This window comes from Streptomyces sp. NPDC088400, assembly GCF_044753355.1.
Classification (GTDB): Bacteria; Actinomycetota; Actinomycetes; order Streptomycetales; family Streptomycetaceae; genus Streptomyces.
Genome location: NZ_JBIVMZ010000007.1, coordinates 444819 through 467182 on the forward strand (window position 1 = coordinate 444819; position 22364 = coordinate 467182).

General features: G+C 69.8%; 24 protein-coding genes and 1 pseudogene. 12 read left to right on the plus strand and 13 right to left on the minus strand.

Annotated elements, in window-relative coordinates; translation table 11 throughout:
• Window positions 1–54: 54 nt before the first annotated feature.
• Together ACIQD6_RS20435 and miaA are read right to left on the minus strand one after the other, a co-directional pair.
• A complete protein-coding gene (locus tag ACIQD6_RS20435) occupies window positions 55–507 on the minus strand; it encodes a hypothetical protein (RefSeq protein WP_401884457.1) in 453 nt (150 codons plus the stop codon).
• A 125-nt stretch (window positions 508–632) separates the two neighbouring features.
• A complete protein-coding gene (gene miaA / locus ACIQD6_RS20440; RefSeq protein ID WP_401884379.1) occupies window positions 633–1571 on the minus strand; it encodes a tRNA (adenosine(37)-N6)-dimethylallyltransferase MiaA in 939 nt (312 codons plus the stop codon).
• Between the two features lie 216 nt (window positions 1572–1787).
• Here miaA and ACIQD6_RS20445 point away from each other — a divergent pair, with 216 nt between their 5' ends.
• Together ACIQD6_RS20445 and ACIQD6_RS20450 are read left to right on the plus strand one after the other, a co-directional pair.
• Complete coding sequence (locus ACIQD6_RS20445; RefSeq protein ID WP_401884380.1) at window positions 1788–2054, plus strand: hypothetical protein; 267 nt, start codon at window positions 1788–1790, stop codon at window positions 2052–2054.
• Between the two features lie 30 nt (window positions 2055–2084).
• The gene (locus ACIQD6_RS20450) at window positions 2085–2330 is read left to right on the plus strand and encodes an antitoxin (RefSeq protein WP_401884382.1); all 246 of its coding nucleotides are present in this window, start codon (window positions 2085–2087) and stop codon (window positions 2328–2330) included.
• A 209-nt stretch (window positions 2331–2539) separates the two neighbouring features.
• Here the strand turns inward: ACIQD6_RS20450 and ACIQD6_RS20455 are convergent, their stop codons facing one another.
• Both ACIQD6_RS20455 and miaB read right to left on the minus strand, forming a co-directional pair.
• Window positions 2540–3268 (minus strand): hypothetical protein, encoded by a 729-nt coding sequence (locus tag ACIQD6_RS20455; RefSeq protein ID WP_401884459.1) that lies wholly within the window; start codon window positions 3266–3268, stop codon window positions 2540–2542.
• A gap of 188 nt (window positions 3269–3456) precedes the next feature.
• Window positions 3457–4974, minus strand: a complete 1518-nt coding sequence (miaB, locus tag ACIQD6_RS20460; RefSeq protein ID WP_401884383.1) for a tRNA (N6-isopentenyl adenosine(37)-C2)-methylthiotransferase MiaB — start codon at window positions 4972–4974, stop codon at window positions 3457–3459.
• Window positions 4975–5149: 175 nt separating this feature from the next.
• Between miaB and ACIQD6_RS20465 the strand changes: the two genes are divergently transcribed.
• Window positions 5150–6151 (plus strand): TAXI family TRAP transporter solute-binding subunit, encoded by a 1002-nt coding sequence (locus ACIQD6_RS20465; protein WP_401884384.1) that lies wholly within the window; start codon window positions 5150–5152, stop codon window positions 6149–6151.
• Between the two features lie 169 nt (window positions 6152–6320).
• On the opposite strand, the gene ACIQD6_RS20470 is transcribed toward ACIQD6_RS20465, so the two are convergent.
• Window positions 6321–7712, minus strand: coding sequence for an ATP-binding protein (locus ACIQD6_RS20470; RefSeq protein WP_401884386.1), 1392 nt, complete (start codon window positions 7710–7712; stop codon window positions 6321–6323).
• Window positions 7713–7716: 4 nt separating this feature from the next.
• Window positions 7717–8427 (minus strand): response regulator transcription factor, encoded by a 711-nt coding sequence (locus ACIQD6_RS20475; protein ID WP_401884387.1) that lies wholly within the window; start codon window positions 8425–8427, stop codon window positions 7717–7719.
• 293 nt (window positions 8428–8720) lie between these two features.
• Between ACIQD6_RS20475 and ACIQD6_RS20480 the strand changes: the two genes are divergently transcribed.
• The 8 genes from ACIQD6_RS20480 to ACIQD6_RS20515 all read left to right on the plus strand — a co-directional run bounded on the left by ACIQD6_RS20480 (window position 8721) and on the right by ACIQD6_RS20515 (window position 15347).
• A complete protein-coding gene (locus tag ACIQD6_RS20480; protein WP_401884388.1) occupies window positions 8721–9506 on the plus strand; it encodes an amino acid ABC transporter ATP-binding protein in 786 nt (261 codons plus the stop codon).
• Window positions 9507–9815: 309 nt separating this feature from the next.
• Window positions 9816–10640 (plus strand): glutamate ABC transporter substrate-binding protein, encoded by an 825-nt coding sequence (locus ACIQD6_RS20485; RefSeq protein ID WP_401884390.1) that lies wholly within the window; start codon window positions 9816–9818, stop codon window positions 10638–10640.
• Window positions 10641–10714: 74 nt separating this feature from the next.
• Window positions 10715–11389 carry an amino acid ABC transporter permease gene (locus tag ACIQD6_RS20490; RefSeq protein ID WP_401884391.1) on the plus strand — a complete coding sequence of 225 codons (675 nt, stop codon included), beginning with the start codon at window positions 10715–10717 and terminating at the stop codon, window positions 11387–11389.
• The gene (locus ACIQD6_RS20495) at window positions 11386–12291 is read left to right on the plus strand and encodes an amino acid ABC transporter permease (RefSeq protein ID WP_401884392.1); all 906 of its coding nucleotides are present in this window, start codon (window positions 11386–11388) and stop codon (window positions 12289–12291) included. The genes ACIQD6_RS20490 and ACIQD6_RS20495 overlap by 4 nt, the downstream gene beginning before the upstream one ends.
• Before the next feature lie 143 nt (window positions 12292–12434).
• Window positions 12435–14042 (plus strand): FAD-dependent monooxygenase, encoded by a 1608-nt coding sequence (locus ACIQD6_RS20500; RefSeq protein WP_401884393.1) that lies wholly within the window; start codon window positions 12435–12437, stop codon window positions 14040–14042.
• 71 nt (window positions 14043–14113) lie between these two features.
• The gene (locus ACIQD6_RS20505; protein WP_309506048.1) at window positions 14114–14161 is read left to right on the plus strand and encodes a hypothetical protein; all 48 of its coding nucleotides are present in this window, start codon (window positions 14114–14116) and stop codon (window positions 14159–14161) included.
• Window positions 14162–14343: 182 nt separating this feature from the next.
• Window positions 14344–14874 (plus strand): cysteine dioxygenase, encoded by a 531-nt coding sequence (locus ACIQD6_RS20510; protein ID WP_401884394.1) that lies wholly within the window; start codon window positions 14344–14346, stop codon window positions 14872–14874.
• Window positions 14871–15347: a rhodanese-like domain-containing protein gene (locus ACIQD6_RS20515; RefSeq protein ID WP_401884396.1), complete on the plus strand. Its 477-nt coding sequence runs from the start codon at window positions 14871–14873 to the stop codon at window positions 15345–15347. Before ACIQD6_RS20510 ends, ACIQD6_RS20515 begins: the two co-directional genes overlap by 4 nt.
• Before the next feature lie 64 nt (window positions 15348–15411).
• On the opposite strand, the pseudogene recX reads toward ACIQD6_RS20515, so the two are convergent.
• The 4 genes and pseudogenes from recX to ACIQD6_RS20535 form a co-directional block, all read right to left on the minus strand.
• Window positions 15412–16113: pseudogene (gene recX / locus ACIQD6_RS20520) on the minus strand (recombination regulator RecX); the annotation flags it as partial.
• Window positions 16002–17129, minus strand: a complete 1128-nt coding sequence (gene recA / locus ACIQD6_RS20525) for a recombinase RecA (RefSeq protein ID WP_401884397.1) — start codon at window positions 17127–17129, stop codon at window positions 16002–16004. The pseudogene recX and the gene recA, both read right to left, overlap by 112 nt.
• A gap of 288 nt (window positions 17130–17417) precedes the next feature.
• Window positions 17418–18566 (minus strand): AI-2E family transporter, encoded by a 1149-nt coding sequence (locus ACIQD6_RS20530; RefSeq protein WP_401884398.1) that lies wholly within the window; start codon window positions 18564–18566, stop codon window positions 17418–17420.
• 240 nt (window positions 18567–18806) lie between these two features.
• Complete coding sequence (locus ACIQD6_RS20535; RefSeq protein ID WP_401884400.1) at window positions 18807–19001, minus strand: DUF3046 domain-containing protein; 195 nt, start codon at window positions 18999–19001, stop codon at window positions 18807–18809.
• Between the two features lie 79 nt (window positions 19002–19080).
• Between ACIQD6_RS20535 and ACIQD6_RS20540 the strand changes: the two genes are divergently transcribed.
• Window positions 19081–20067: a hypothetical protein gene (locus ACIQD6_RS20540; RefSeq protein WP_401884401.1), complete on the plus strand. Its 987-nt coding sequence runs from the start codon at window positions 19081–19083 to the stop codon at window positions 20065–20067.
• A 33-nt stretch (window positions 20068–20100) separates the two neighbouring features.
• Here the strand turns inward: ACIQD6_RS20540 and ACIQD6_RS20545 are convergent, their stop codons facing one another.
• The 3 genes from ACIQD6_RS20545 to ACIQD6_RS20555 all read right to left on the minus strand — a co-directional run bounded on the left by ACIQD6_RS20545 (window position 20101) and on the right by ACIQD6_RS20555 (window position 22278).
• Window positions 20101–20409 (minus strand): AzlD domain-containing protein, encoded by a 309-nt coding sequence (locus ACIQD6_RS20545; protein WP_401884402.1) that lies wholly within the window; start codon window positions 20407–20409, stop codon window positions 20101–20103.
• On the minus strand, window positions 20406–21278 hold the full coding sequence (locus tag ACIQD6_RS20550) for an AzlC family ABC transporter permease (protein WP_401884403.1): 873 nt from the start codon (window positions 21276–21278) through the stop codon (window positions 20406–20408). The genes ACIQD6_RS20545 and ACIQD6_RS20550 overlap by 4 nt, the downstream gene beginning before the upstream one ends.
• A 151-nt stretch (window positions 21279–21429) precedes the next feature.
• Window positions 21430–22278, minus strand: coding sequence for an AraC family transcriptional regulator (locus ACIQD6_RS20555; protein WP_401884404.1), 849 nt, complete (start codon window positions 22276–22278; stop codon window positions 21430–21432).
• Between the last annotated feature and the right edge of the window lie 86 nt (window positions 22279–22364).

Below are 22364 nucleotides of genomic sequence, written 5' to 3' on the forward strand. Positions count from 1 at the left end.
CGAGCAGCCACCGACAACGTCGGCCGCCCGGCCCTCCGAAGGGGACCGTCAAGGTCAGCGCAGTCGGGCGACGCGCCAGACCGCGAGGGCGACGACGGCGGCGGCGACGGTCACGTACAGCGCGACGACCCGCCAGTCGGGGCGTTCGCCGGAGGCTCTGGCGGGCAGCCCCGGCCAGGTGTGGCCCACCTTGCGGGCCGCCATCATGCCCCAGCCCGCCGCGCAGCAGCTGATCAGCAGCCCCAGCATCGGGACGACCGCACCGCCGTCTCCCGTGCCGAAGGCAAGAGGGAACGCGAACATCAGGGAGCCCAGCGCCGCGAGTCCCACGATCGGGGCCAGCTGCCAGATCCGCAGCCGGCGCTGCGGACGCAGCTCGACCTCGACCTCGGGAGTCACGGTCTCTTCTTCCGGCCCGTCAGGGCTCAGCCCCGGGGCGTCCACCCGTGCCTCCGAAGCCGTCGTCCGCGGTGCCGCTGGATCTCCGTCGCGAGGGCCGGCCTCCATCGCCACGCGCCCTCCCCATTCGGACTCCACTGGTCGATCGATACCCGATGGTCGACCGCTGCTCGATGATGGCACGCCCGTGAGGACCGCAAGGACGAGCGGAGCGTCCCGATGCCATCACGTGATCAGGCTGTGACCGCTCGTTCGACCAACGAGAGTGCCCGGCGCGGGAGTTCCTCACGGTGCTCCGTACCGCCGCCCAGCCAGTGCACGCGCGAGTCGCGGCGGAACCAGGAGTCCTGCCTGCGGGCGAAGCGTTTGGTGGCGCGTACGGTCTCGGCGCGGGCCTCGTCGTCCGTGCACTCGCCCGCCAGCGCCGCCAGTACCTGCTGGTATCCGAGGGCGCGGGAGGCGGTCCGCCCCTCCCGCAGGCCCTGGGCCTCCAGGGCGCGCACCTCGTCCACGAGCCCCTCGTCCCACATCCGGTCCACCCGCCGCGCGATCCGCGCGTCCAGCTCGGGGCGGGCGACGTCGACACCGATCTGCACGGTGTCGTAGACGGAGTCGTGGCCCGGCAGATTGGCGGTGAAGGGCTTGCCGGTGATCTCGATCACTTCCAGCGCCCGTACGATACGGCGGCCGTTGCTCGGGAGGATCGCGCGGCCGGCCGGGGGGTCGGCGGCGGACAGTCTGGCGTGCAGGGCACCGGACCCGCGCAGGGTCAGCTCCGCCTCCAGCCTGGCCCGTACCTCGGGGTCCGTGCCGGGGAAGTCGAGGGCGTCGATGGCGCCGCGTACATACAGCCCCGAGCCGCCCACCAGCACGGGGGTGCGGCCCGCGTCGAGCAGCCGGTCGATCTCCGTCCTGGCGCGCCGCTGGTACTCGGCGACGCTGGCGGCCTCCGTGACGTCCCAGATGTCGAGCAGGTGGTGCGGGATTCCGGCGCGTTCCTCGCTCGTCAGCTTGGCGGTGCCGATGTCCATCCCGCGGTAGAGCTGCATGGAGTCGGCGTTGACGACCTCACCGTCGAGTTGCCGGGCGAGGTGAACGCCCAGATCGGACTTGCCGGCCGCGGTGGGCCCGACGACGGCGATGACCCGCTGTGCGGTAGCTGCGCTTCTCACTGCCCCAGTCTCGCAAACTCAGGAGCCCCTACCCGAACGAGTTACGTGACGACGCACGTCCGGGTTCGTTGCCTGTTGCGAGGTTCCGGCCGCCGGTTTTTCCGACCGGTGGCCCTGGGCGGCGCAATGGGACGCTCCGGGCGGCGCGGGATTTCGCCCTCACGAGTAGGCTATGGAGAAGATATGGGTGTTTTTTCATGGTTTCGACGTAAGCCCGTGGCTACGTCCGAGCCGTCAACCGTAGAGGCGCTGACCGGCGCCCCGACGGCGGACACCGGGGCGGACGAGACTCCGGGTGAAGCCGAGGCGACGACGCGGAAGACCGACACGGAAAAGGCCGGGCCCGCCGGGAGCGGATCCACCGAGGGCGAAGCGGAGGCCGGGACAGCCGGTGATGGGGCCGCTGAGGGTGTGGAGATCCCGAAGCAGCAGTCGCCGGACGCCGCGGCGGACAACGAGGCCGGAAAGAGCACCCGCACGTAAGGCTGTTGATCCTCCGAGGGAAGGTGGCCCATGGGCTTCCTGGATTCATTGAAGGCCAAGATCGGCCCGGCCAAGAACAAGGTCTCGGACCTCGCGCAGCAGCACGGGGGCAAGATCGAGCACGGGCTCGACAAGGCCGCCCGAACGGTCGACGAGAAGACCAAGGGCAAGTACAGCGACAAGATCGATTCCGGGACGGGCAAGGCCAAGGACGCCCTGGGCAAGCTCTCCCACAAGGACGACGGCACTCCCCCTCCGCCGTCGGCCACTTCCTGATCCTCACGACATCACGGCCGGCAACGGCCTGGGCAGCCGCAGTGCGTCGGAGTTGACGACGCACTGCGGCTGCCGCCGTTTTCGCATGGGCTGGTGGCTGGTTCTCGCCACTCACTGGTTTCCGCGGCGGGTTACTGATTTCCTCGGCTCACTGGCGGCTTCGCCGCCGTTATCGCGTGCGGTGACCGGGCTCAGGACGGTGACCGGGCTCAGGACCAGGTCGCGACGAGATACCCGACGCCGTAGGGCGCGTCCTCGTACAGCAACTCGCCGCCCAGACCCGCGCCCTGCGCCGCGCCCGCGAGTACCTGCCAGGGCGCCCGGCCCGCCGCCTTGAGCTCGGTCGCAAGCTCCTCGTCCAGCGCCTTCAACGCCGCCACGTCCGCCGCCGCGAGGGCCCGCGCCACCCCTGCGTCGAACCCGGCCGCCCGTTCGTCCAGATACCCGGGCGCCTTCAGCGTGCGGCACGCGCTGGCGTCGCCCATCACGAGCAGCGCCACCCTCTCGGGCCCCCCCGTGATGTCGGCTCCGGCTCGGACGCATTCCTCGACGGTGAGGGATTCGCCCACCCCCAGCCCGGTGACCGGGGCCGCGGACCAGTGGACATGTTCCAGCAGCCAGGCCGCGACCGCGAGGGAGACCGGCAGCTCACGCTCGGCGGGCCCGGGGGCCGTGCGGTCCGCGGCCCCCGCACCCAGGACGACCTCGGCATCCACCCCGAAGCCGCGGAAGGACCCGGCTGCGCCCTCGGGATACGGCCCCCGGCCCTCCCGCTCGGCGGGCGCGACGACGACCAGCCGGTCCGGCCGGGCGGCGGCCAGCACCCCCAGAGCAGCGGCACACGCGGCGCGCGCGGCATCGAGTTCGGAGGCGGCTCCGGCTGCCACGGCGGGCACGAGCAGCGGCGGGCAGGGGCACACGGCGGCGGATACGAGCATGATCCGCAGCCTAGATGAGTGAGCCACCGCCCCGGCCGGAGCCTCGGGCACGAGCACCAGCACCAGCACCAGCACCAGCACCAGCCGGAGGTTCCAGCACGGGATCGCGGTCTCAGGCTCGGGCCGCGCGAGGTCCCGCCGGAGAAAGATCCCGCGCCGGAGCCTCGTACCGGTCGGCCGTCAGCCGGTCATTCCGCGCCGCAGCCGCCGGTCACGGCCGGCAGCGGGGCCGGGACCCCGACCGTGGGCAGTCCCAGCAGCACCCCGGCGGGCTTCGCCGCCTCGGTCGCGTTCCGCTTGTCCCAGGCGTCTCCGGCGCGGGTACGGCGCACCGTGCGCGTCGGCCCTTCGGCAAGCAGGTGGTGCGGTGCGGCATAGGTGATCTCGACGGTCACCACATCCCCCGGACGCACCTCCTCGTCGGGCTTGGTGAAGTGCACGAGGCGGTTGTCGGGAGCGCGTCCCGAGAGCCGGTGGGTCGCGCCGTCCTTGCGCCCCTCGCCCTCGGCGACCATGACCTCAAGTGTCCGGCCGACCTGGCTCTTGTTCTCGTTCCAGGAGATCTCCTCCTGGAGGGCGGACAGGCGCATGTAGCGCTCCTGGACGACCTCCTTGGGAATCTGCCCGTCCATCTCGGCGGCCGGGGTCCCGGGGCGCTTGGAGTACTGGAAGGTGAAGGCCTGCGCGAAGCGCGCCTCGCGCACCACCCGCATGGTCTGCTCGAAGTCCTCCTCGGTCTCGCCGGGGAAGCCCACGATGATGTCGGTGGAAATGGCCGCGTGCGGTATGGCGGCGCGCACCTTGTCGATGATGCCGAGGTAACGGTCCTGCCGGTACGAGCGGCGCATCGCCTTCAGAATGGTGTCCGAGCCGGACTGCAGCGGCATGTGGAGCTGTGGCATCACGTTCGGCGTCTCGGCCATCGCGGCGATCACATCATCGGTGAAGTCGCGCGGGTGCGGTGAGGTGAAACGGACCCGCTCCAGGCCCTCGATCGTCCCGCAGGCCCGCAGCAGCTTGGAGAACGCCTCGCGGTCGCCGATGTCGGAGCCGTACGCGTTGACGTTCTGGCCCAGCAGCGTGATCTCGGAGACCCCCTCGGCGACCAGCGCCTCGATCTCGGCCAGGATGTCGCCGGGGCGGCGGTCCTTCTCCTTGCCTCGCAGCGCGGGGACGATACAGAAGGTGCAGGTGTTGTTGCAGCCGACCGAGATGGAGACCCACGCGGCGTAGGCGGACTCGCGGCGGGTCGGCAAGGTGGAGGGGAATGCCTCCAGCGACTCGGCGATCTCGACCTGTGCCTCTTCCTGGACCCGCGCGCGCTCCAGGAGGACCGGCAGCTTGCCGATGTTGTGCGTCCCGAAGACGACATCGACCCAGGGCGCGCGCCGCACGATGGTGTCGCGGTCCTTCTGCGCCAGGCAGCCGCCGACGGCGATCTGCATGCCCGGCCGCTTGGTCTTCATCGGCGCGAGCCGGCCGAGGTTTCCGTACAGCTTGTTGTCCGCGTTCTCCCGCACCGCGCAGGTGTTGAAGACGACGACGTCGGCGTCGCCGTCGGCGTCTGCGGGGGCACGGACGTATCCGGCTCCCTCCAACAGGCCCGACAGCCGCTCGGAGTCGTGGACATTCATCTGGCACCCGTAGGTGCGCACCTCGTAACTCCGCTTGCCGCCCACTGCCTGACTCCGGTCGCTGCTGCTCATGCGACAAGGGTAGGCGGTGTCCGGGGCCTCTCCCGTTCCCGATGGGCGCCACGAGATGGGTACTCCCCGACAGGTACCGCCCGGCCCGGAGGACGCACCCGCTGGACGAGCTCCGTGCCCACCTCATGACCGTAGGCCCTGGCTATCGCCGGGAGTGAGCTGGCAGGATCGCCGCATGTTCGCCGAACCGTTCCGAATCGGCCGCCGCCGGGCCCTCCAGGGCGCCGCCGCACTGCTGGTGGTGCTCGGGCTGCTCGTGTGGTGGCTGGCGCCGTTCGGGGAGACGTCGCCCAGTGGCTCGATCACCTTCAGTACGGGCGTGAAGAGCGGGGTCTACGAACGGTACGGAGAGCTCCTCAAGGACGATCTCGCGCACGACCTGCCCCAGATGTCGATAGGGCTGCAGACCAGCCAGGGCTCCCAGGAGAACATCGCGCGGGTGGCGACCGGCGAGTCCGATTTCACCATCGCCACCGCCGACGCCGTGGCCACGTACATGAAGGAAGGCAAGCCGGGTGCGGACCGGTTGCGTGGCTGCGCGCGGCTGTACGACGACTATGTGCAGCTGGTCACCGCCCGGAGTTCGGACATCCGATCCGTCGCCGACCTACGGGGCAAAAAGGTGGGTGTGGGGCAGGGGAAATCGGGTGTGCGGCTGGTGGCCGACCAGATTCTGACGGCCGCGCGGATTGATCCGGCGCATGACATCACCCCCGTTTCAGCCGGGATCGACACCATGCCGAACCGCCTCGAAACCGGCGATCTGGACGCCTTCTTCTGGTCGGGCGGGCTGCCCACCAGCGTCGTGCAGAAACTGTCGGAGCGCTTCGACATCCGCCTGGTGCCCCTGGACTCCGCGCTGATCTCCAGACTGCACGCCACCGGCCAGACCGCTTCGCGCTACTACCGCTCGGCCGAGATGCCCGCCGACGCCTATCGCAAGGCCCAGCAAGGCACGGCCGTACCGACAGTGGCGGTGGCGAATCTTCTGATCACCACCGACCGGACGGACGCCGAGCTGACGGAACGCTTCACCCGTACGGTGATCGGCAGCCGCGACCGGATCGGCGACGAGGTGCACCCCGCGCAGTTGGTGGACCTGCGGACCGCCATCTATACGGACCCGTTGCAGTTGCACGAGGGCGCGAAGCGGTACTACCAATCGGCCAAGCCGTAGCCGGACCAACCACATTCGACCGAGCCGCGGTCCGTCCGCGGCCGGTCGAGCCGTAGTCCATCGGTCCGCAGCCGGTCATACCGTGGCACGAGTAGCCCTCCCACAGCTCGTGGCACGAGTAGGCCTCCCACAGCTCGTGGAAAAGCAGTGCGTCCCCGAAGGGGGCACGTCACCCCGTCGGGGACGATCTCGGGACGCTGAGCACGACCCGCAGACCGTGCGGCTCACTGTGTCCGTACGTGATCGAGCCCCCGCCCGCCGTGAGCAGCGCCCGCGTGATGGACAGGCCGAGCCCTGATCCCTTGATGTTCTGGTGGCGGTTGCTGCGCCAGAAACGGTCACCGATCCGGTCGATCTCGTCGTCCGTGAGACCGGGCCCGCCGTCGTCGATGACGATCGTGGAGGCGGCGCCGTCGCGGGCGACAGCAACCGTTACCTCCTCGCCGGGCGGAGTGAACTTGAGGGCGTTGTCGATCACCGCGTCCAGGGCGCTGGAGAGCGCTATGGGGTCGGCCCAGGCGGTGACGGCCGCGCGGTGCTCGGTCAGCCGTACGCCCTTCTCCTCGGCCACGACCCGCCAGGCCGCGACCCGCTCGGCGGCCACCTCACCGATGTCGGTGAGTCTCAGGTCGGCGGCGGTGTGCTCGGCCAGCGCCAGGTCCAGCAGGTCGTCGAGGACCTGGGCGAGGCGCTTGCCCTCCGTACGGACGGAGGCGATCTCCTCGTTCCCCTCGGGCAGTTCGAGAGCGAGCAGCTCGATCCGCAGCAGCAGAGCGGCGAGCGGGTTGCGCAACTGGTGGGAGGCGTCGGCGACAAAGGCGCGCTGCTGCTCCAGCACGTCCTCGACGTTGTCGGCCATCTCGTTGAACGCGCCGACCAGGCGACGCAGTTCCGGGGGGCCGCCGGCGGCGGCGACCCGGGACTTCATCCGGCCGGTGGCGATGTCGTGGGTGGCCGCGTCCAGCACCCGTACCGGACGGAGCACCCAGCCCGTCAGCCGGATGGCCGCCCCGACGGCGACCAGCATGGCCGCCGCCTCGCCCACCGCGATGTACACCCAGTCCTCGAGGATGCGCGAACGCATCCGGCCGGTCGGCGAGTCGGTCACCACCACCGCGACGACGTCTCCGTCCCGTACCACCGGCGAGTCGACGATGAGCCGGCCGTCCTGCCAGGGCCAGACCTGCCGGGGATTGTCGCTGCGGCGGCCCAGCAGGGCCTGCTGGAAGGATTTGCGCCCCTCGCCCGCCCGGGGCACCGACCAGTTCTCCGGGGCGCGGGCCATGGCGTCGTTGTCGCGGTAGAAGACGCCCGCCTTGATCCCGTACACCTCGTGGTAACGGGTGAGTTCGGCCTCCAGCACGCTGCGCCGTTCCGCAGTGCTGTCGCGACCCTCCGTGACGAACTGGGCGAGCGCCGCGACCCGGGCCGCGTCGTCGATCCGGTCGACGACGACGGCCTGTTGCCGAGCGGCGGCGACACTCACGGCGAGCGGGAAGCCCAGGGCGAGCAGCACACCCGCCATGAGGATGATCAGCAGCGGCAGAAGTCGGGAGCGCACCGGGTCACGGGCCTTGGTGCGCGGCCGGGACGACCAGGCGGTAGCCCACGCCCCGGACCGTCTCGATCAGCGCCGGCATGCCGAGCTTGCCGCGCAGGGAGGCCACATGCACTTCGAGCGTGCGACCGGTCCCTTCCCAGCTGGTGCGCCACACCTCGCTGATGATCTGCTCGCGCCCGAAGACGACTCCGGGACGTTGCGCGAGCAGGGCCAGCAGGTCGAACTCCTTGCGGGTCAGCTGGACGGCCGTACCGTCGACACTGACCCGGCGGGTGGGCAGTTCGAGGGTGAGCCGACCGAGCCGCTGGGACGGATCGGCAGCCGGTTCCGCCTCCTCGCCCACGGTGCGCCGGCTGACGGCGTGGATACGGGCGAGCAGTTCGCCGGTGTCGTACGGCTTGACGACATAGTCGTCGGCGCCCAGGTTGAGGCCGTGGATCCGGGAGCGGACGTCGGCCCGCGCGGTCACCATGATCACCGGGGTCGAGGTGATCTTCCGGATCTTGCCGCAGACCTGATAGCCGTCCTGGTCGGGCAGCCCGAGGTCGAGCAGGACGACCGCGAAGGGCGTCTTGCCGACATTGGCGGCGGGCAGCACGGCCTGGAGCGCCTCCTCCCCGCTCCTGGCGTGCACGACCTTGAATCCGTGCTTGGCGAGCACGGCCGACAGCGCGGCGGCGACATGATCGTCGTCCTCCACAAGCAGCAGTCTCACGGGCCCCCTTCGGTCGCGGCACCGGCTTCCGGCGATGTCCGCCCTGTCACGGCACCGGTCGCGGTCTTAGTACGTACCTGGGCATCCACGCCCATGACGTCCTGCCAGTCAAGAGTCTTCCCGTTACACCGATGTTTCCGTTACCTACCCGGTACTCCACGGCCCGCCCTTCTTCACATGGAGTATCCGGCGCGGCCGGATCGTTATGCTCAATTTCCGCTCAGATGTAATGACGCTGATCGCAGGGCGTGACTATGGTCCTCCCCAACCGAGGAGGACGGAGCAAAAAGCCGATGAGCGGAGTGTCAGTGACCAAGGGAACCGAGGACGCCGTGCCGGCGGCCGGCGACCTGGTCGTACTGAGCAACGTAAACAAGCACTTCGGCGCGCTGCATGTGCTCCAGGACATCGACCTGACCATCGCCCGGGGCGAAGTCGTGGTCGTCATCGGGCCCTCCGGGTCCGGTAAGTCCACACTGTGCCGCACCATCAACCGCCTGGAGACGATCGATTCGGGATCGATCTCCATCGACAGCAAGCCGCTGCCCGAAGAGGGCAAGGAACTGGCCCGGCTGCGCGCCGACGTCGGAATGGTCTTCCAGTCGTTCAACCTCTTCGCACACAAGACTGTGCTGGAGAACGTCACGCTGGGTCAGATCAAGGTCCGTAAGGCGGACAAGAAGAACGCCGAGGAGAAGGCGCGCGCGCTGCTGGACCGGGTGGGTGTCGGCTCGCAGGCCGACAAGTACCCGGCGCAGCTCTCCGGCGGCCAGCAGCAGCGCGTCGCCATCGCCCGCGCGCTGGCGATGGACCCCAAGGTCATGCTCTTCGACGAGCCGACCTCGGCGCTCGACCCCGAGATGATCAACGAAGTGCTCGAGGTCATGCAGCAGTTGGCGCGCGACGGGATGACGATGGTCGTCGTCACCCACGAGATGGGCTTCGCGCGCTCCGCGGCGAACAGGGTCGTCTTCATGGCGGACGGCCGGATCGTCGAAGAAGCCACGCCCGACGAGTTCTTCAGCAACCCGCGCAGCGACCGTGCCAAGGACTTCCTGTCGAAGATCCTTCATCACTGATCCTGCGTGACTGATTTACGCGTGACCGGTTTACGGCTCACCAAGATCTGGATGAGTGCGTCCGACGCAGCGTCGTCCGCCCCGAAGGGCGGGCCCGGGCGCGTCTGGCGCGTGCGATCACACGGCACCGGAGCGTCCTCGTAGCGGATCAGCGGAGCTACCAGGACATTTCGGCAACGCGGCGAACGTACGTGGCAGACGCCCCCGGGCAGACGGGACCGCGGACTCGTCCGTCCAGGGCCCTTCTTACGGTTCTCCCGATTCCGGCAGGACCTGTTCGTCCACGTCTCACCCGAGGGAAGTTCACGCATGAAACTTCGCAAGGCAAGCGCGGCCTCCGCCACGGTCCTCGTCCTCGCCCTGACCGCCACCGCGTGCGGTGGAGGCAGCGGCAGCAGTGACGATGGAAAGATCACCATCGGCATCAAGTACGACCAGCCCGGTGTCGGTCTGAAGAAGCCGGACGGAACGTTCGCGGGCTTCGACGTCGATGTCGCCACCTACGTGGCCAAGGAACTGGGCTACGCCGCCAAGGACATCGAGTGGAAAGAGTCGCCCAGCGCCGAGCGCGAGAACCTGATCGCCAACGGTGACGTGAAGTTCGTCGCGGCCAGCTACACGATAAACGACGAGCGCAAGAAGAAGGTCGACTTCGCCGGCCCGTACCTTCTCGCCCACCAGGACCTGCTGGTCCGCGCGGACGACAACTCGATCACCAAGGCTTCGGACCTCAACTCCAAGAAGCTCTGTTCGGTCACCGGCTCCACCCCGGCGCAGAACGTCAAGGAGAAGCTCGCGCCCGACGCCGACCTCCAGCAGTACGGCGGCTACTCCGAGTGTCTGACCGGCCTGGAGAACAAGGCCATTGACGCCGTGACCACGGACGACGACATTCTCGCCGGGTACGCCTCGCAGAAGGAGCACAAGGGCAAGTTCAAGCTCGTGGGCCTCAAGCTGAGCGACGAGCCCTACGGCATCGGCCTCAAGAAGGGCGACGCCGATCTCAAGAAGAAGATCAACGCCGCGCTGACGAAGATGGTGTCGGACGGCTCCTGGGACAAGGCCGTGAAGGCCAACTTCGGTCCGTCCGGCTACAAGAACGAGCCTGCCCCGAAGATCGACGCCGGCAGCTGAGAGAGAAGTGACGCGCCGCCGGCCGGTCCGGCGGCGCGTACCGACCAGCCAACCAGGGGAGAGCGCGGGGCATCGTGTTCGACTTTCTAAATTCCGGGCAGTATGACCTGCTCGGCGCCTTCTGGGTGACGGTGCAACTCACCCTCTACTCCGCAGTCGGTTCCCTCATATGGGGAACGCTGCTTGCCGGGATGCGCGTCAGTCCTGTTCCGTTGATGCGCGCTTTCGGCACCGCCTACGTCAATCTTGTCCGTAACACCCCACTGACCGTGATCATCGTCGCCTGTTCGCTGGGACTCCAGCAGACCCTCGGTGTCACACTCGGCGGCCAGGACTTCGAGTCCATGGGCTTCCGGCTGGCCGTACTCGGCCTGATCGCCTACACCGGCACCTTCGTGTGCGAAGCGCTGCGCTCCGGCATCAACACCGTGCCCGTCGGCCAGGCGGAAGCGGCCCGCGCGCTGGGACTGAGCTTCTTCCAGGTGCTGAGCCTGATCGTGCTTCCCCAGGCGTTCCGTTCGGTCGTGGCACCGCTGGCCAACGTGCTGATCGCGCTGACCAAGAACACCACGGTGGCCTCGGCGATCAGTGTGGTGGAGGCAGCGGCGCTGATGAAGGACATGATCGAGAACGAAAGCAGCGCGCTCTTCGCGGTCTTCGCGGTGTTCGCCTTCGGATTCGTCGTTCTCACCCTCCCCACCGGTCTGCTTCTGGGCTGGGTCAGCAAGCGAGTGGCGGTGAAGCGATGAGTGCCTCGTCCGTTCTGTACGACACCCCCGGTGTACGCGCCAAGCGGCGCAACGTCCTCTACACGATCGTGTTCCTGGTTCTGTTCGTACTCGCCGCCTGGTGGGTGCTGGCCACCATGGCCGACAAGGACCAGTTGGCGGCCGCGAAGTGGAGTCCGTTCGTCTCGGACCCCGAGGTGTGGACGACCTATCTCCTGCCAGGACTCGGGGAGACGCTCAAGGCAGCGGGGCTGTCCATCCTGATAGCACTGCCGTTCGGCGCGCTGCTCGGCATCGGCCGGCTCTCCGAACACGCCTGGGTACGCACACCGGTCGGTGTCGTGGTCGAGTTCTTCCGTTCGATCCCGGTTCTGCTGATGATGGTGTTCGCCAGCGCGCTGTACGTGCAGTTCTCGAATGTCTCGTCCGACCTCCGGCCGCTGTACGCCGTGGTGACGGGCCTGGTCCTCTACAACGCCTCGGTCATCGCCGAGATCGTGCGGGCCGGCATTCTCACCCTGCCGAACGGTCAGACCGACGCCGCGAAGGCGATCGGTATGCGCAAGGGCCAGAGCATGACGTACATCCTGCTGCCGCAGGCGGTGACCGTGATGCTGCCGGCCCTGGTCAGCCAGCTGGTGGTGATCGTCAAGGACACCGCGCTCGGCGGCGCGATGCTCGGACTGTCGGAACTGCTCTCGCAGAACCGTACGATCACGGCCAACTACGGCGCCAACACCATCGCCGCGTTTGTCGTCATCGCGCTGATCTACATCGCGCTGAACTTCCTGCTCACGAGCTTCGCCGGATGGCTGGAGAAGCGGCTGCGGCAGGGCAAGAAGAGCACGGGCGCGACGCTCGGCGGCGATGACATGCAACAGGCCAACCTGCCGAGTCGCACCGGCGAAAGCGGCGCTATGTGAGGCGGAAGGGACTGGGGGTGCGCGCGCCGCTGAGGCGGTCGCTTGACGCGGGCACCCCCAGTCGGTTGCATACGTTCTGTGATCACACACCGGGCAGCTGCCGCCCATGACCGTATGACCGCACGGGCCGGAGGGGTCTCGCCGTGGACCCGGTGATCGTCGCCGGCGCGGGCCCCGTCGGCCTCGCGCTCTCCCTGGCCCTCGCCGCACAGGGCGTGCCCTCCGTCGTCCTGGACGAAGGATCCGGTACGGAGGAGCCCCGCCCGGCCCGTACCGCCATACTGCGGCCCGACACCGTCGCCCTGCTGGCCGGAATCGGCTGTACGACCCTCGGTGACGAGGGAGCCCGGTGGACCGGCTGGCGCTCGATACGGCGCAAGCAACTGATGCGGCATCTGCCGCTCGGCGAGGACGACGCCCCCTCGCCCCTCCATATTCCGCAGCACGCCCTGTCACGCGGGCTCCGGGACGCCATCGCCGGCCAGGAACTGGTACGCGTGATCACCGGCAGCCGGCTCGACTCACTGGAACAGGATGCCCGCGGGGTCACCGTGCACACGCGCGGCGCCGAGGAGACCTGGTGGCGCGGAAGCCATCTGGTCGGTTGCGACGGCGCCCGGTCCACGGTCCGCAAGCTGCTGAACATCCGTTTTCCCGGACGTACGGCGGTGGAACGGCACGCCGTCGCCGCGCTCCGCGCCGAGCTGCCCTGGCCCGGCGAGGCGATGCTGCACCGGCAGCCGCCCTGGCGCACCGGCGGCGACGAGGTGTCCGCCAGGCCGCTGCGGGACGATGTCTGGCGCATCGACTGGCTGCTCCCCGCGCGCGGCGAGTTGGTCACGCCCGACGCGCTGGTGGCGCGTTTACGGGACACCCTGGCCGGCTGGTGCGGCGAAACACCGCCGTACGAACTGCTCGACACGGGCGTCTACACGCTGCATCACCGGCTCGCCAAGCGCTGGCGCGTGGGCCGGGCCTTCCTCGCCGGGGACGCCGCGCACCTGCTGGGCGCGGTGGGCACCCAGGGGCTCGACGAAGGGCTGCGGGACGTCGGCAACCTCGCCTGGAAGATCGCGGCACACTGGCATCGCGGCGCGTCGGACACCCTGCTGGACAGCTACCAGACGGAGCGGCGCACGGCCGTCGCCGCACGGCTGCGCGCGGCGGACCAGTCGCTGCCGCTCCTGCGGGGCGGCGGCGGGCTGCGGACCTATATGCCCGGTGCCTCGCGCGGACACGACGCGCTGCTCGCCGACGGGCATCTGGGGTACGGAGCATTGGGAGCACCGCCGTCGTATCCGCACTCCCCCCTTACGCCTCCGTACGCCCAGGCGCAGACGGCTGTCGGCACGCCCCCGGGCGGGCCGGTCGCGGACGTACGGGTGACGGCGCCCGACGGTACGACCACACGGCTGCGGGACCGGCTCGGGCGGGGGCAGCTGCTGGTGGTGCTGGTCGCGCCGGGTACCGGGGTCTGGGACCGGCGGCACTGGCTGACCGCGGGGGTGATGCCACGGCTGGCCGCGGCGGTGACCGCGCTGCCGGTGCGGGCGGAGCTGCTGGTCACCGAGGCGTATCCGGGGGCTTCCGCGCACAACGTGCTGCTGGTGCGGCCGGACGGGCACCTGGTCGCCGCCTTCGGCGGGGTGCGCCCCGCGGACCTCTACGCGGCGGCGGACACGGCCCGTGGCGGCACCCCTGCGGAGGTCTCCGCGCCGGTGTCCGCTGACCACACTGCGAACATCAATTGACCGTCGCAGGCGCACATGGTGTACTCCGGAACGTGACTGACACCGATGTGCGCCTGTGGCGGAGGGTCCATGTGGACCTGGTCCGCTATGCGGGCTGCGTGTGTCGCCCGTCCTGTTGATTCGCCCTTCTTCTCCACGCGCTCGCCGCGCTCCGTCGCGGCAGGGCACTCGCGAACTTCTCAGGACGGTCACCTTGTCTGTTCCCGTACGTACCTCCGCGCCCGCGACCTCTCAGCCGTCGTCCTCCACTTCCGCGCCGCAGCCCTCTGTTCCGGCGCCCGCGTCCTCCGCTGTCGCGCCCGTGTCTTCCGCGCCCGCCGCTGTCGCTCCTTCGGGGCCCGCCCCGACTGCTGCGGAACTGCTCGACTTCGTCCGCCGGACCACCGCCGACGCCGAACTGATCTCCTCACTCCCCCTCGACCCCGAGGGCCGTACCTGGATCCGGCTCAACGGTCCCGGCGGCAGTGAGGCATGGCTGATCAGCTGGCCGCCCGGCACGGGCACCGGCTGGCACGACCACGGCGGCTCGCACGGCGCGTTCGCCACGGCGTCGGGCGCGCTCAAGGAGGACTCACTGGCGGCCCGGCTGCCCACCGAGGGGTGGAAGACGCTGGAGCTGGCCGAGGGCATCGACCGTGAGCGGCTGCTGACGGGGGGCGAGGGCCGCGCCTTCGGCAAGCACCATGTGCACGAGGTGCGCAACGAGTCCGAGACCGAGCACGCCGTATCGGTGCACGCGTACTACCCGCCGCTGCCGCTCATGCGGCGCTACAGCCGCACGGGCGCGCTGCTCCGTCTTGAGCAGGTCGAACGTCCCGAGGAGTGGCAGTGAGCGAGACAGTGAGCGCGCGGCCGGCGAGCGAGCAGGTGGGCATAGACGAACTGCTGGAACGGGTACGTGAGGGCCTGGACCGGATCGGACCGCACGAAGCCTTCGAGGCCACCGCGGAAGGTCCGGCGGACGGCCCGGCGAAAAGTCCGGCCGGTGGCAGCGCGGGCGCGGCCGATGCGGAGGCGGCGTTGCTGGTGGACATCCGGTACGCCGCTCTGCGGGAGCGTGACGGGCTCATCCCGGGGGCCCTGGTCGTTGAGCGCAACGAACTGGAGTGGCGGCTCGATCCACAGGGCAGCCACCGTGCTCCGGAAGCCACGAGCCATGATCTGCGGGTGATAGTGGTCTGCAACGAGGGGTACGCGTCAAGCCTCGCGGCGGCGTCCCTGCGGCAGCTGGGGCTGCACCGCGCAACCGACCTCATCGGAGGCTTCCAGGCGTGGAAGGCCGAGGGGCTGCCGGTCACGCGGTAAGCGCATGATCGTTTTCTGACGACACTCGGGGTCCGGGCCTACTCAGGTCCGGACCTCTCGGGTCTCAGCAAAGTCCCTCGTCCAGACCCTCGGTGTCCTCGCCCTCTTCCTCCAGCGCCTGCTTGACCACCCGCAGCGCCAACCCCTCCGGATACCCCTTGCGCGCCAGCATGCCCGCGAGCCGTCGCAGCCTCCTGTCTCGCTCCAGGCCACGGGTGGCACGGAGCTTCCGGGCGACCAGCTCGCGAGCGGTCGCCTCCTCCTGGTCGGAGTCCAGCTGCCCGACCGCCTCGTCGATCAGGGCAGCGTCCACCCCCTTCGTACGCAGCTCACGTGCGAGAGCGCGCCGGGCCAGGCCCCGGCCGTGGTGCCGGGATTCCACCCAGGCATCCGCGAACGCCGCATCGTTGATCAGCCCCACGTCCTCGAAGCGGGAGAGCACTTCCTCCGCGACGTCCTCGGGGATCTCCCGCTTCTCCAGCGCGTCCGCCAGTTGTTTACGGGTGCGGGGCGTCCCGGTGAGCAGACGCAGACAGATCGCCCGCGCCCGCTCCGCCGGTTCCTGGGGCGACAGCTCCTGCTCGGCCCTCGACGAGTCGGGGCTGCCGCCCGGCCATTCGGTTCGCCGCCTCTTCGCGTAAGGCACGGTACGAACTAGCTCTTGGCCGTTGCCGCCTTGGCCGACTTGGCCTTGGCGGCAGGAACGGTCACCGGCTTCGCCGAGTCCTCGACCGGGGCCGGAGCACCGGCCGCGTCCACACCGGGCTCACCCGTCGGCGCGTCCGGCCTGACACCGACGCCCAGCTTCTCCAGGATCTTCTTCTCGATCTCATTGGCGAGATCGGGATTGTCCTTGAGGAAGTTACGGGCGTTCTCCTTGCCCTGGCCGAGCTGGTCGCCCTCGTACGTGTACCAGGCGCCGGCCTTCCGTACGAAGCCGTTCTCGACGCCCATGTCGATCAGGCCGCCCTCGCGGCTGATGCCCTGGCCGTAGAGGATGTCGAACTCGGCCTGCTTGAAGGGCGGCGCGACCTTGTTCTTGACGACCTTGACGCGCGTGCGGTTACCGACGGCGTCGGTGCCGTCCTTCAGCGTCTCGATACGGCGGATGTCGAGGCGCACCGAGGCATAGAACTTGAGCGCCCGGCCACCGGTCGTGGTCTCCGGCGAGCCGAACATCACGCCGATCTTCTCGCGGAGCTGGTTGATGAAGATCGCGGTGGTCTTGGACTGGTTGAGCGCGCTGGTGATCTTCCGGAGCGCCTGGCTCATCAGCCGCGCCTGGAGACCGACGTGCGAGTCACCCATCTCGCCCTCGATCTCCGCGCGCGGCACCAGAGCCGCGACGGAGTCGATCACGATGAGGTCGAGCGCCCCGGAGCGGACCAGCATGTCCACGATCTCGAGCGCCTGTTCCCCGTTGTCCGGCTGGGACAGGATCAGATTGTCGATGTCGACACCGAGCTTCTTCGCGTACTCGGGGTCGAGAGCGTGCTCGGCGTCCACGAAGGCCACCGCACCGCCGGCCTTCTGCGCGTTCGCCACAGCGTGCAGCGTCAGAGTCGTCTTACCGGACGACTCGGGTCCGTACACCTCCACCACTCGGCCGCGCGGCAGGCCGCCGACGCCGAGCGCGACGTCGAGCGCGGTCGATCCTGTCTGGATGACCTCGATGGGTTCGTTCGGCCGCTCGCCGAGGCGCATCACCGCGCCCTTGCCGAATTGCCGTTCAATTTGCGCGAGAGCGGCGTCGAGCGCCTTCTCGCGGTCGGTTCCTGCCATGGGTTCCACCCGATTTGCTTGAGTCGATCGCTTCACGTCAAAGACGCTATCCCCTGCCACTGACAACGCGCCTCGACGACCTCCCGGCCTGTGGACAACTCCGCTCAAACCTCTGCGGCCGACTCCACGGAACACTCTCGCCTGCCGGTCCCGGGAAGCACCGGCCGCACTTCCATAAGAATGGATGTTCGATTTCAGTGTCAAGCGCACCACGCGGCATGTCCACACACGCGAGACCAGGGGCGTACGCCCCTGCGGGACCGCCCGCTCCGTTCCGGGGCTCTCCGGCTACCTGGGCTCGCCCAGCTCTTCGGAGGCCGGCCGCGGGTCGTTGCCGGCGCGCAGCGCACGGCGCATCTGCCGCAGAACCCGGCGGCCACGCGGCCTGCCGCCCCGCACCCGCTCGTCGTCCATCACGTCGTAACGCTTCACATAGGCGCCGAGGAATGCCTGGAGCGTGGCGATCGCCGGGATCGCGACCAGCGCGCCGACCGCACCCAGCAGCGCCGTACCCGCGATCACCGAGCCGAAGGCCACCGCCGGGTGGATGTCCACGCTCCTGGCGGTGAGCTTGGGCTGGAGCATGTAGTTCTCGAACTGCTGGTAGATCACGACGAATCCGAGTACCCAGAGCGCGTACCAGGGATTCACCGTGAAGGCGATCAGCATCGGCAGGGCGCCCGCCAGATACGTGCCGATGGTCGGGATGAACTGGGAGACGAGGCCCACCCACACCGCGAGCGCGGGCGCGTACGACACGGTCAGGAACTCCAGCAGCACGTAGTGCGCGAGACCGGAGATGAGCGCCATCAGCCCGCGCGAGTAGATGTAGCCGCCGGTCTTGTCGACCGCGATCTCCCAGGCACGCAGCACCTCGGCCTGCTTGGCGGGCGGGAGCACGGAGCAGAGCGCGCGCCGCAGCCGGGGTCCGTCGGCCGCGAAGTAGAACGAGAACAGGAAGATCGTCAGCAGCCGGAAGAGGCCGCCCAGCAGAGTGGTGGAGACATCGAGAACACCGGTCGCGCTGTTCTGCACGTACCGCTGGAGCCAGTCGGAGTGCAGCAGGCTGTCCTGGACGGCGACCCGGGACAGCTCGGTGTGGAACGTCTGGTTGGACCAGTTGATCACCGAGTCGAGGTACGCGGGGAAGGACTCGACCATTTCGACGATCTGGCTCGCCAGCATCGAGCCGAGCATCACCACGAAGCCGACGCCCACGATCAGCACCCCGAAGAAGACCAGGAAGGTGGCGAGTCCACGCCGCATCCCGCGGGCCGCCATCCTGCTGACGGCCGGCTCGACCGCCAGCGCCAGGAAGAAGGCGATCAGCACATTGGTCAGCAGCCCGATGAGCTGGTAGAACGCCCAGCTGCCGAGTTGGAAGCAGGCGATGAGCGCCAGCGCGAGGACCATGGCGCGGGGCAGCCAGCGAGGCATCCGGACGCTGCCGCCGGCGTCGGCGGCAGCGTCGGCAGGGGACGGCTCCGTGCCCGACGGCCCGTGCGACGGCGTGCCGCCCGGCGCGCTCTGAGGCGAGCCGGGCGCAGGAATCGTCGGAGGGATCGGGGGTTCTACGTCCGATGCGGGGTTGTCAGTCGCTGCCACGGTGCCAGTCTCGCCTACCGCTGTGACAACTTGTGCCACGGTCCCGGTTCGGTCGGGCCTCCCACATGTGCGTCATCGCTTCTCGGCCGGGATTCCCATGGCGGCGCAGACTCCACGCCAGACGTCCTTCGCCTCCCAGCCTGCGTCGAGCGCTTCGTGCACCGTACGGCCGCCCAGCTCGGCCATCACATGGTCACGGGCGAAGGAATCGGCGTAGGCGGCGCCGAAGTGGTCCGCCATCCGCTCCCAGAAATTCGTCAACCGCATGCCCTCAGTATCGCGCCCCTGAGAGTGCGTCCCGTCCGGTCCTCTCTCGTTCCGGACCGTTCCGTCCTACGGTCGGACCATGGCCGGTATCGCAGCACCTTCCGCGTCTCCTCTCGCCCGCGCCGAGCACTTCGTGTGGCTCACGGCCCGGGTGCTCGAACAACGACGGTTCGCTTACCACTTCCTGGACGGCGGGCCGGCGGTGGCAGGCCCGGCCGGTGGGGGCGGAGCGGGCGGGAGAGGCGGTGGGGACCGCGGGGAGGACGCCGTGGAGGCCGCCCTCACGGCGTACCGCGAGGAGGACGGCGGGTACGGCCACGGACTCGAACCCGACCTGCGCGGCCCCGTCAGCCAGCCCCTCCACACGGCGCACGCGCTACGCGTCCTCGACTCCATCGGCCGCTGCGGCGGATCGCGGGTTGAGCGGATCTGCCGCTATCTCACGGCGGTGTCGACACCCGAGGGGGCGCTGCCCGCGCTCCATCCCTCCCTGCGGGGCTATCCGTACGCGCCCTTCCTCCCGGTCGTCGACGATCCGCCGGGGGACCTGCTGGCGACGGGCCCGGTGGTGGGGCTGCTGCATCGCAATCGGGTGTGGCACGCCTGGCTCTTCCGTGCCACCGACTTCTGCTGGGCCGCTGTCGACGCGCTGGAGGAGTCACATCCGTACGAGGTCATGGCCGCGGTCGCCTTTCTGGACGGTGTCCCCGACCGGACCCGCGCCGAGGCGGCCGCGGACCGGCTCGGCCGGCTGGTCAGGGAGCGGGCGCTGGTGGTGCTGGATCCGGATCGCCGCACGGAGTACCCCGTACCGCCGGGATACGCGCCGGGCGAGCACCACTTTCCGCACGACTACGCGCGCGTGCCCGAGTCCTTGGCCCGCCGGTGGTTCACCGACGAGGAGCTGGAGCGCTCGCTCGACTTCCTCGCCGGCCGGCAGCGGGAGGACGGCGGCTGGCCGGTCACCTGGCGGGAGTGGGCTCCGGGAACCGCCCTGGAGGGGCGGCCGATCGTGACCCTCGAAGCGCTGCTGACACTGCGCGCGCACGGCCGTGCCATCGGCTGACGCACAGCCGTGCCATCGGCTGACGGTCCCGTGTCAGCCGCCCAGCACCCGTACCCCCGCCGTGACGACCACGGCGGCCGCCACGACCACCAGGAACGGAGCGCGCAGAACGAGCGCGAGAGCCGCCGCCGCGAGCCCGGCGCCCCGGGCGTCCAGGACGAGCGAGCTGTGCGCGCTGAAGGTCTGCTGCGCGGTCAGCGCGGCGAGCAGGGCGACGGGCAGCAGGGCCGACAGCCGCTGGACGAGCGGGCGTTCCAGGGCGCCGGCGGGCACCAGCAGTCCCAGCAGCTTGACGAGATAGCAGCCGACGGCGGTCGCACCGATCGCGATCCAGATGTTCAACGCTCTGTTCCCTTGCAGCGGTCTTCGGCCTTCCGGCCCATGTCCTTACGGTCCGCGTCCTTACAGTCCGTTTCCTCATGGCTCGTGGCCGTACGCCCGGTGTCCTTACGGACAACGCTCCTACGGGCCGCGAGCCCACGGCCTTCGAGCCAGAGGACGGCCGGTGCGGCCAGGGCCGCGACGAGCACCGGAACTCCGGCGGGCAGTACCGGCAGGAAGCCGAGCCCCAGGACGACCGCGAGGCCCGCGACCATTCGTTCGGTGGCTGTACGGAGCATGGGCGCGAGCAGCGCGAGGAACACGGCGGGACCCGCCGCGTCGAGCCCCCACGCGTCGGTGTCCCCCAGAGCCTCCGCGCCCAGCGCCCCGGCCAGCGTGGTGAGGTTCCACAGCACGTACAGGGTGAGCCCCGTGACGGTGAAGCCGATCCGGGCGCTGCGCCGGGTGGGCTGCGCGAGGGCGACGGCCGCGGTCTCGTCGATCACCCACTGGGCGGCCAGGGGCCGTACGGGACCGGGAAGCCGCAGCAACTGGGACAGCCGCAACCCGTAGAAGGCGTTCCGTACGCCCAGGAAGAACGCGCCCGCGGCGGCTGTGAACGGATTGCCTCCCGCCGCCAGCGCGCCGACGAGCGCGAACTGTGAGGCGCCCGTGAAGACCAGCAGGCTGAGCGCGCAGGTCTGGAGTACGGAGAGGCCCGCGCCCGCCGAGGTGACACCGAAGGCGAAGCCGGACAGCCCCACGGCGATGCCGACGCCCAGCGCGTCGCGCACGACGGCCGAGTCGGGCTTGGGCTCGTGGACGGGCCCTGCGGCGGCGTCCTCGGAAGTGGCGCCTTCGGGGAGAGCGTTTTGGGTAGCAGTTCTCACGGGTGTGGCCCGCGCGGGCGGGTCCGCCGGTATGTCCGCGGAGGCGGACGTCGTTTGTTCTCGCACGTCCGGGACGCTACGCGGAGCGTGCCGGACGCGTCTTGTACATTCTTGCGCCCCCTGACACACCCCGGCGGGTGGCAGCCGCAGGTCAGGCCGACAGGCTTCGGGTACCCGCCCGCTCCCGGCGGTACGCGCCGGGCGGCACGCCGACGATCCGGGTGAAGTGCCGGTTCAGATGTGGCTGGTCGGTGAATCCGACAGCCACGGCCGCCTCGGCCGGTGCCGTACCTGCCTCCAGCAGACGGCAGGCCCGGCGTACCCGCGCGTCGGTGAGCCAGGCGTGCGGAGGCAGACCGTAGGTGTCCCGGAAGGCCCGCAGCAGTGCGAAGGAACCGGTGCCGAGGTCGGCGGCGAGCCGCTCCAGGGTCGGTGGGTCGGCCATCCTCTCCTCCAGCACTCCACGCGCGCGTGCCGCGACCCGCGCCCCCGCGCCCCGTGTCCGGCGCGGCTGGAGGGGCCCGCCGCTGAGCCCCAGCAGCCTGGTCACCGCGGTGCGCAGCAGAGTGTCGGCCGCGAGCGCGTTGCCCTCGTCGGCGGCGCGCAGCACCTGGTGGACAAGGCGGGCGGTGTACGGGTCCTCGACCACGGGCGCCGTGAAACCGGGAGTTCCCCGGATCGCGGTGGTCTCCGCGGCGATCGCCGAGACGACGTCGACCGCCGGATAGACGGCTCCGTACCGCCATCCTTCGGGACCCTGGGCACGGCCGGTGTGCGGAGTGTCGGGGTTGATCAGGGCGAGCGATCCGGGGGCCACGTACTGATCGCGGCCACCGTGGTGAAAGACCTCGACCCCGTCCGTGACCGCGGCTATGACGAAGGTCTCGTGAGTGTGCCGGAGGAAGGTCTTGTCGATATAGCGCGCACGCAGCAGATCGACACCGGGCAGCGCGGGGTAGTGCCAGTGCCGTGCCTTCTCCCCGGGTGCCATGCCTCCCATTCTGCGCCGCCGCCCTCCGCACCGTTCACTCGCGCTCCGCTCACCCGGGAACGGGCCGTTTTCCCAGGTCCGGGCGATTGTCAGTG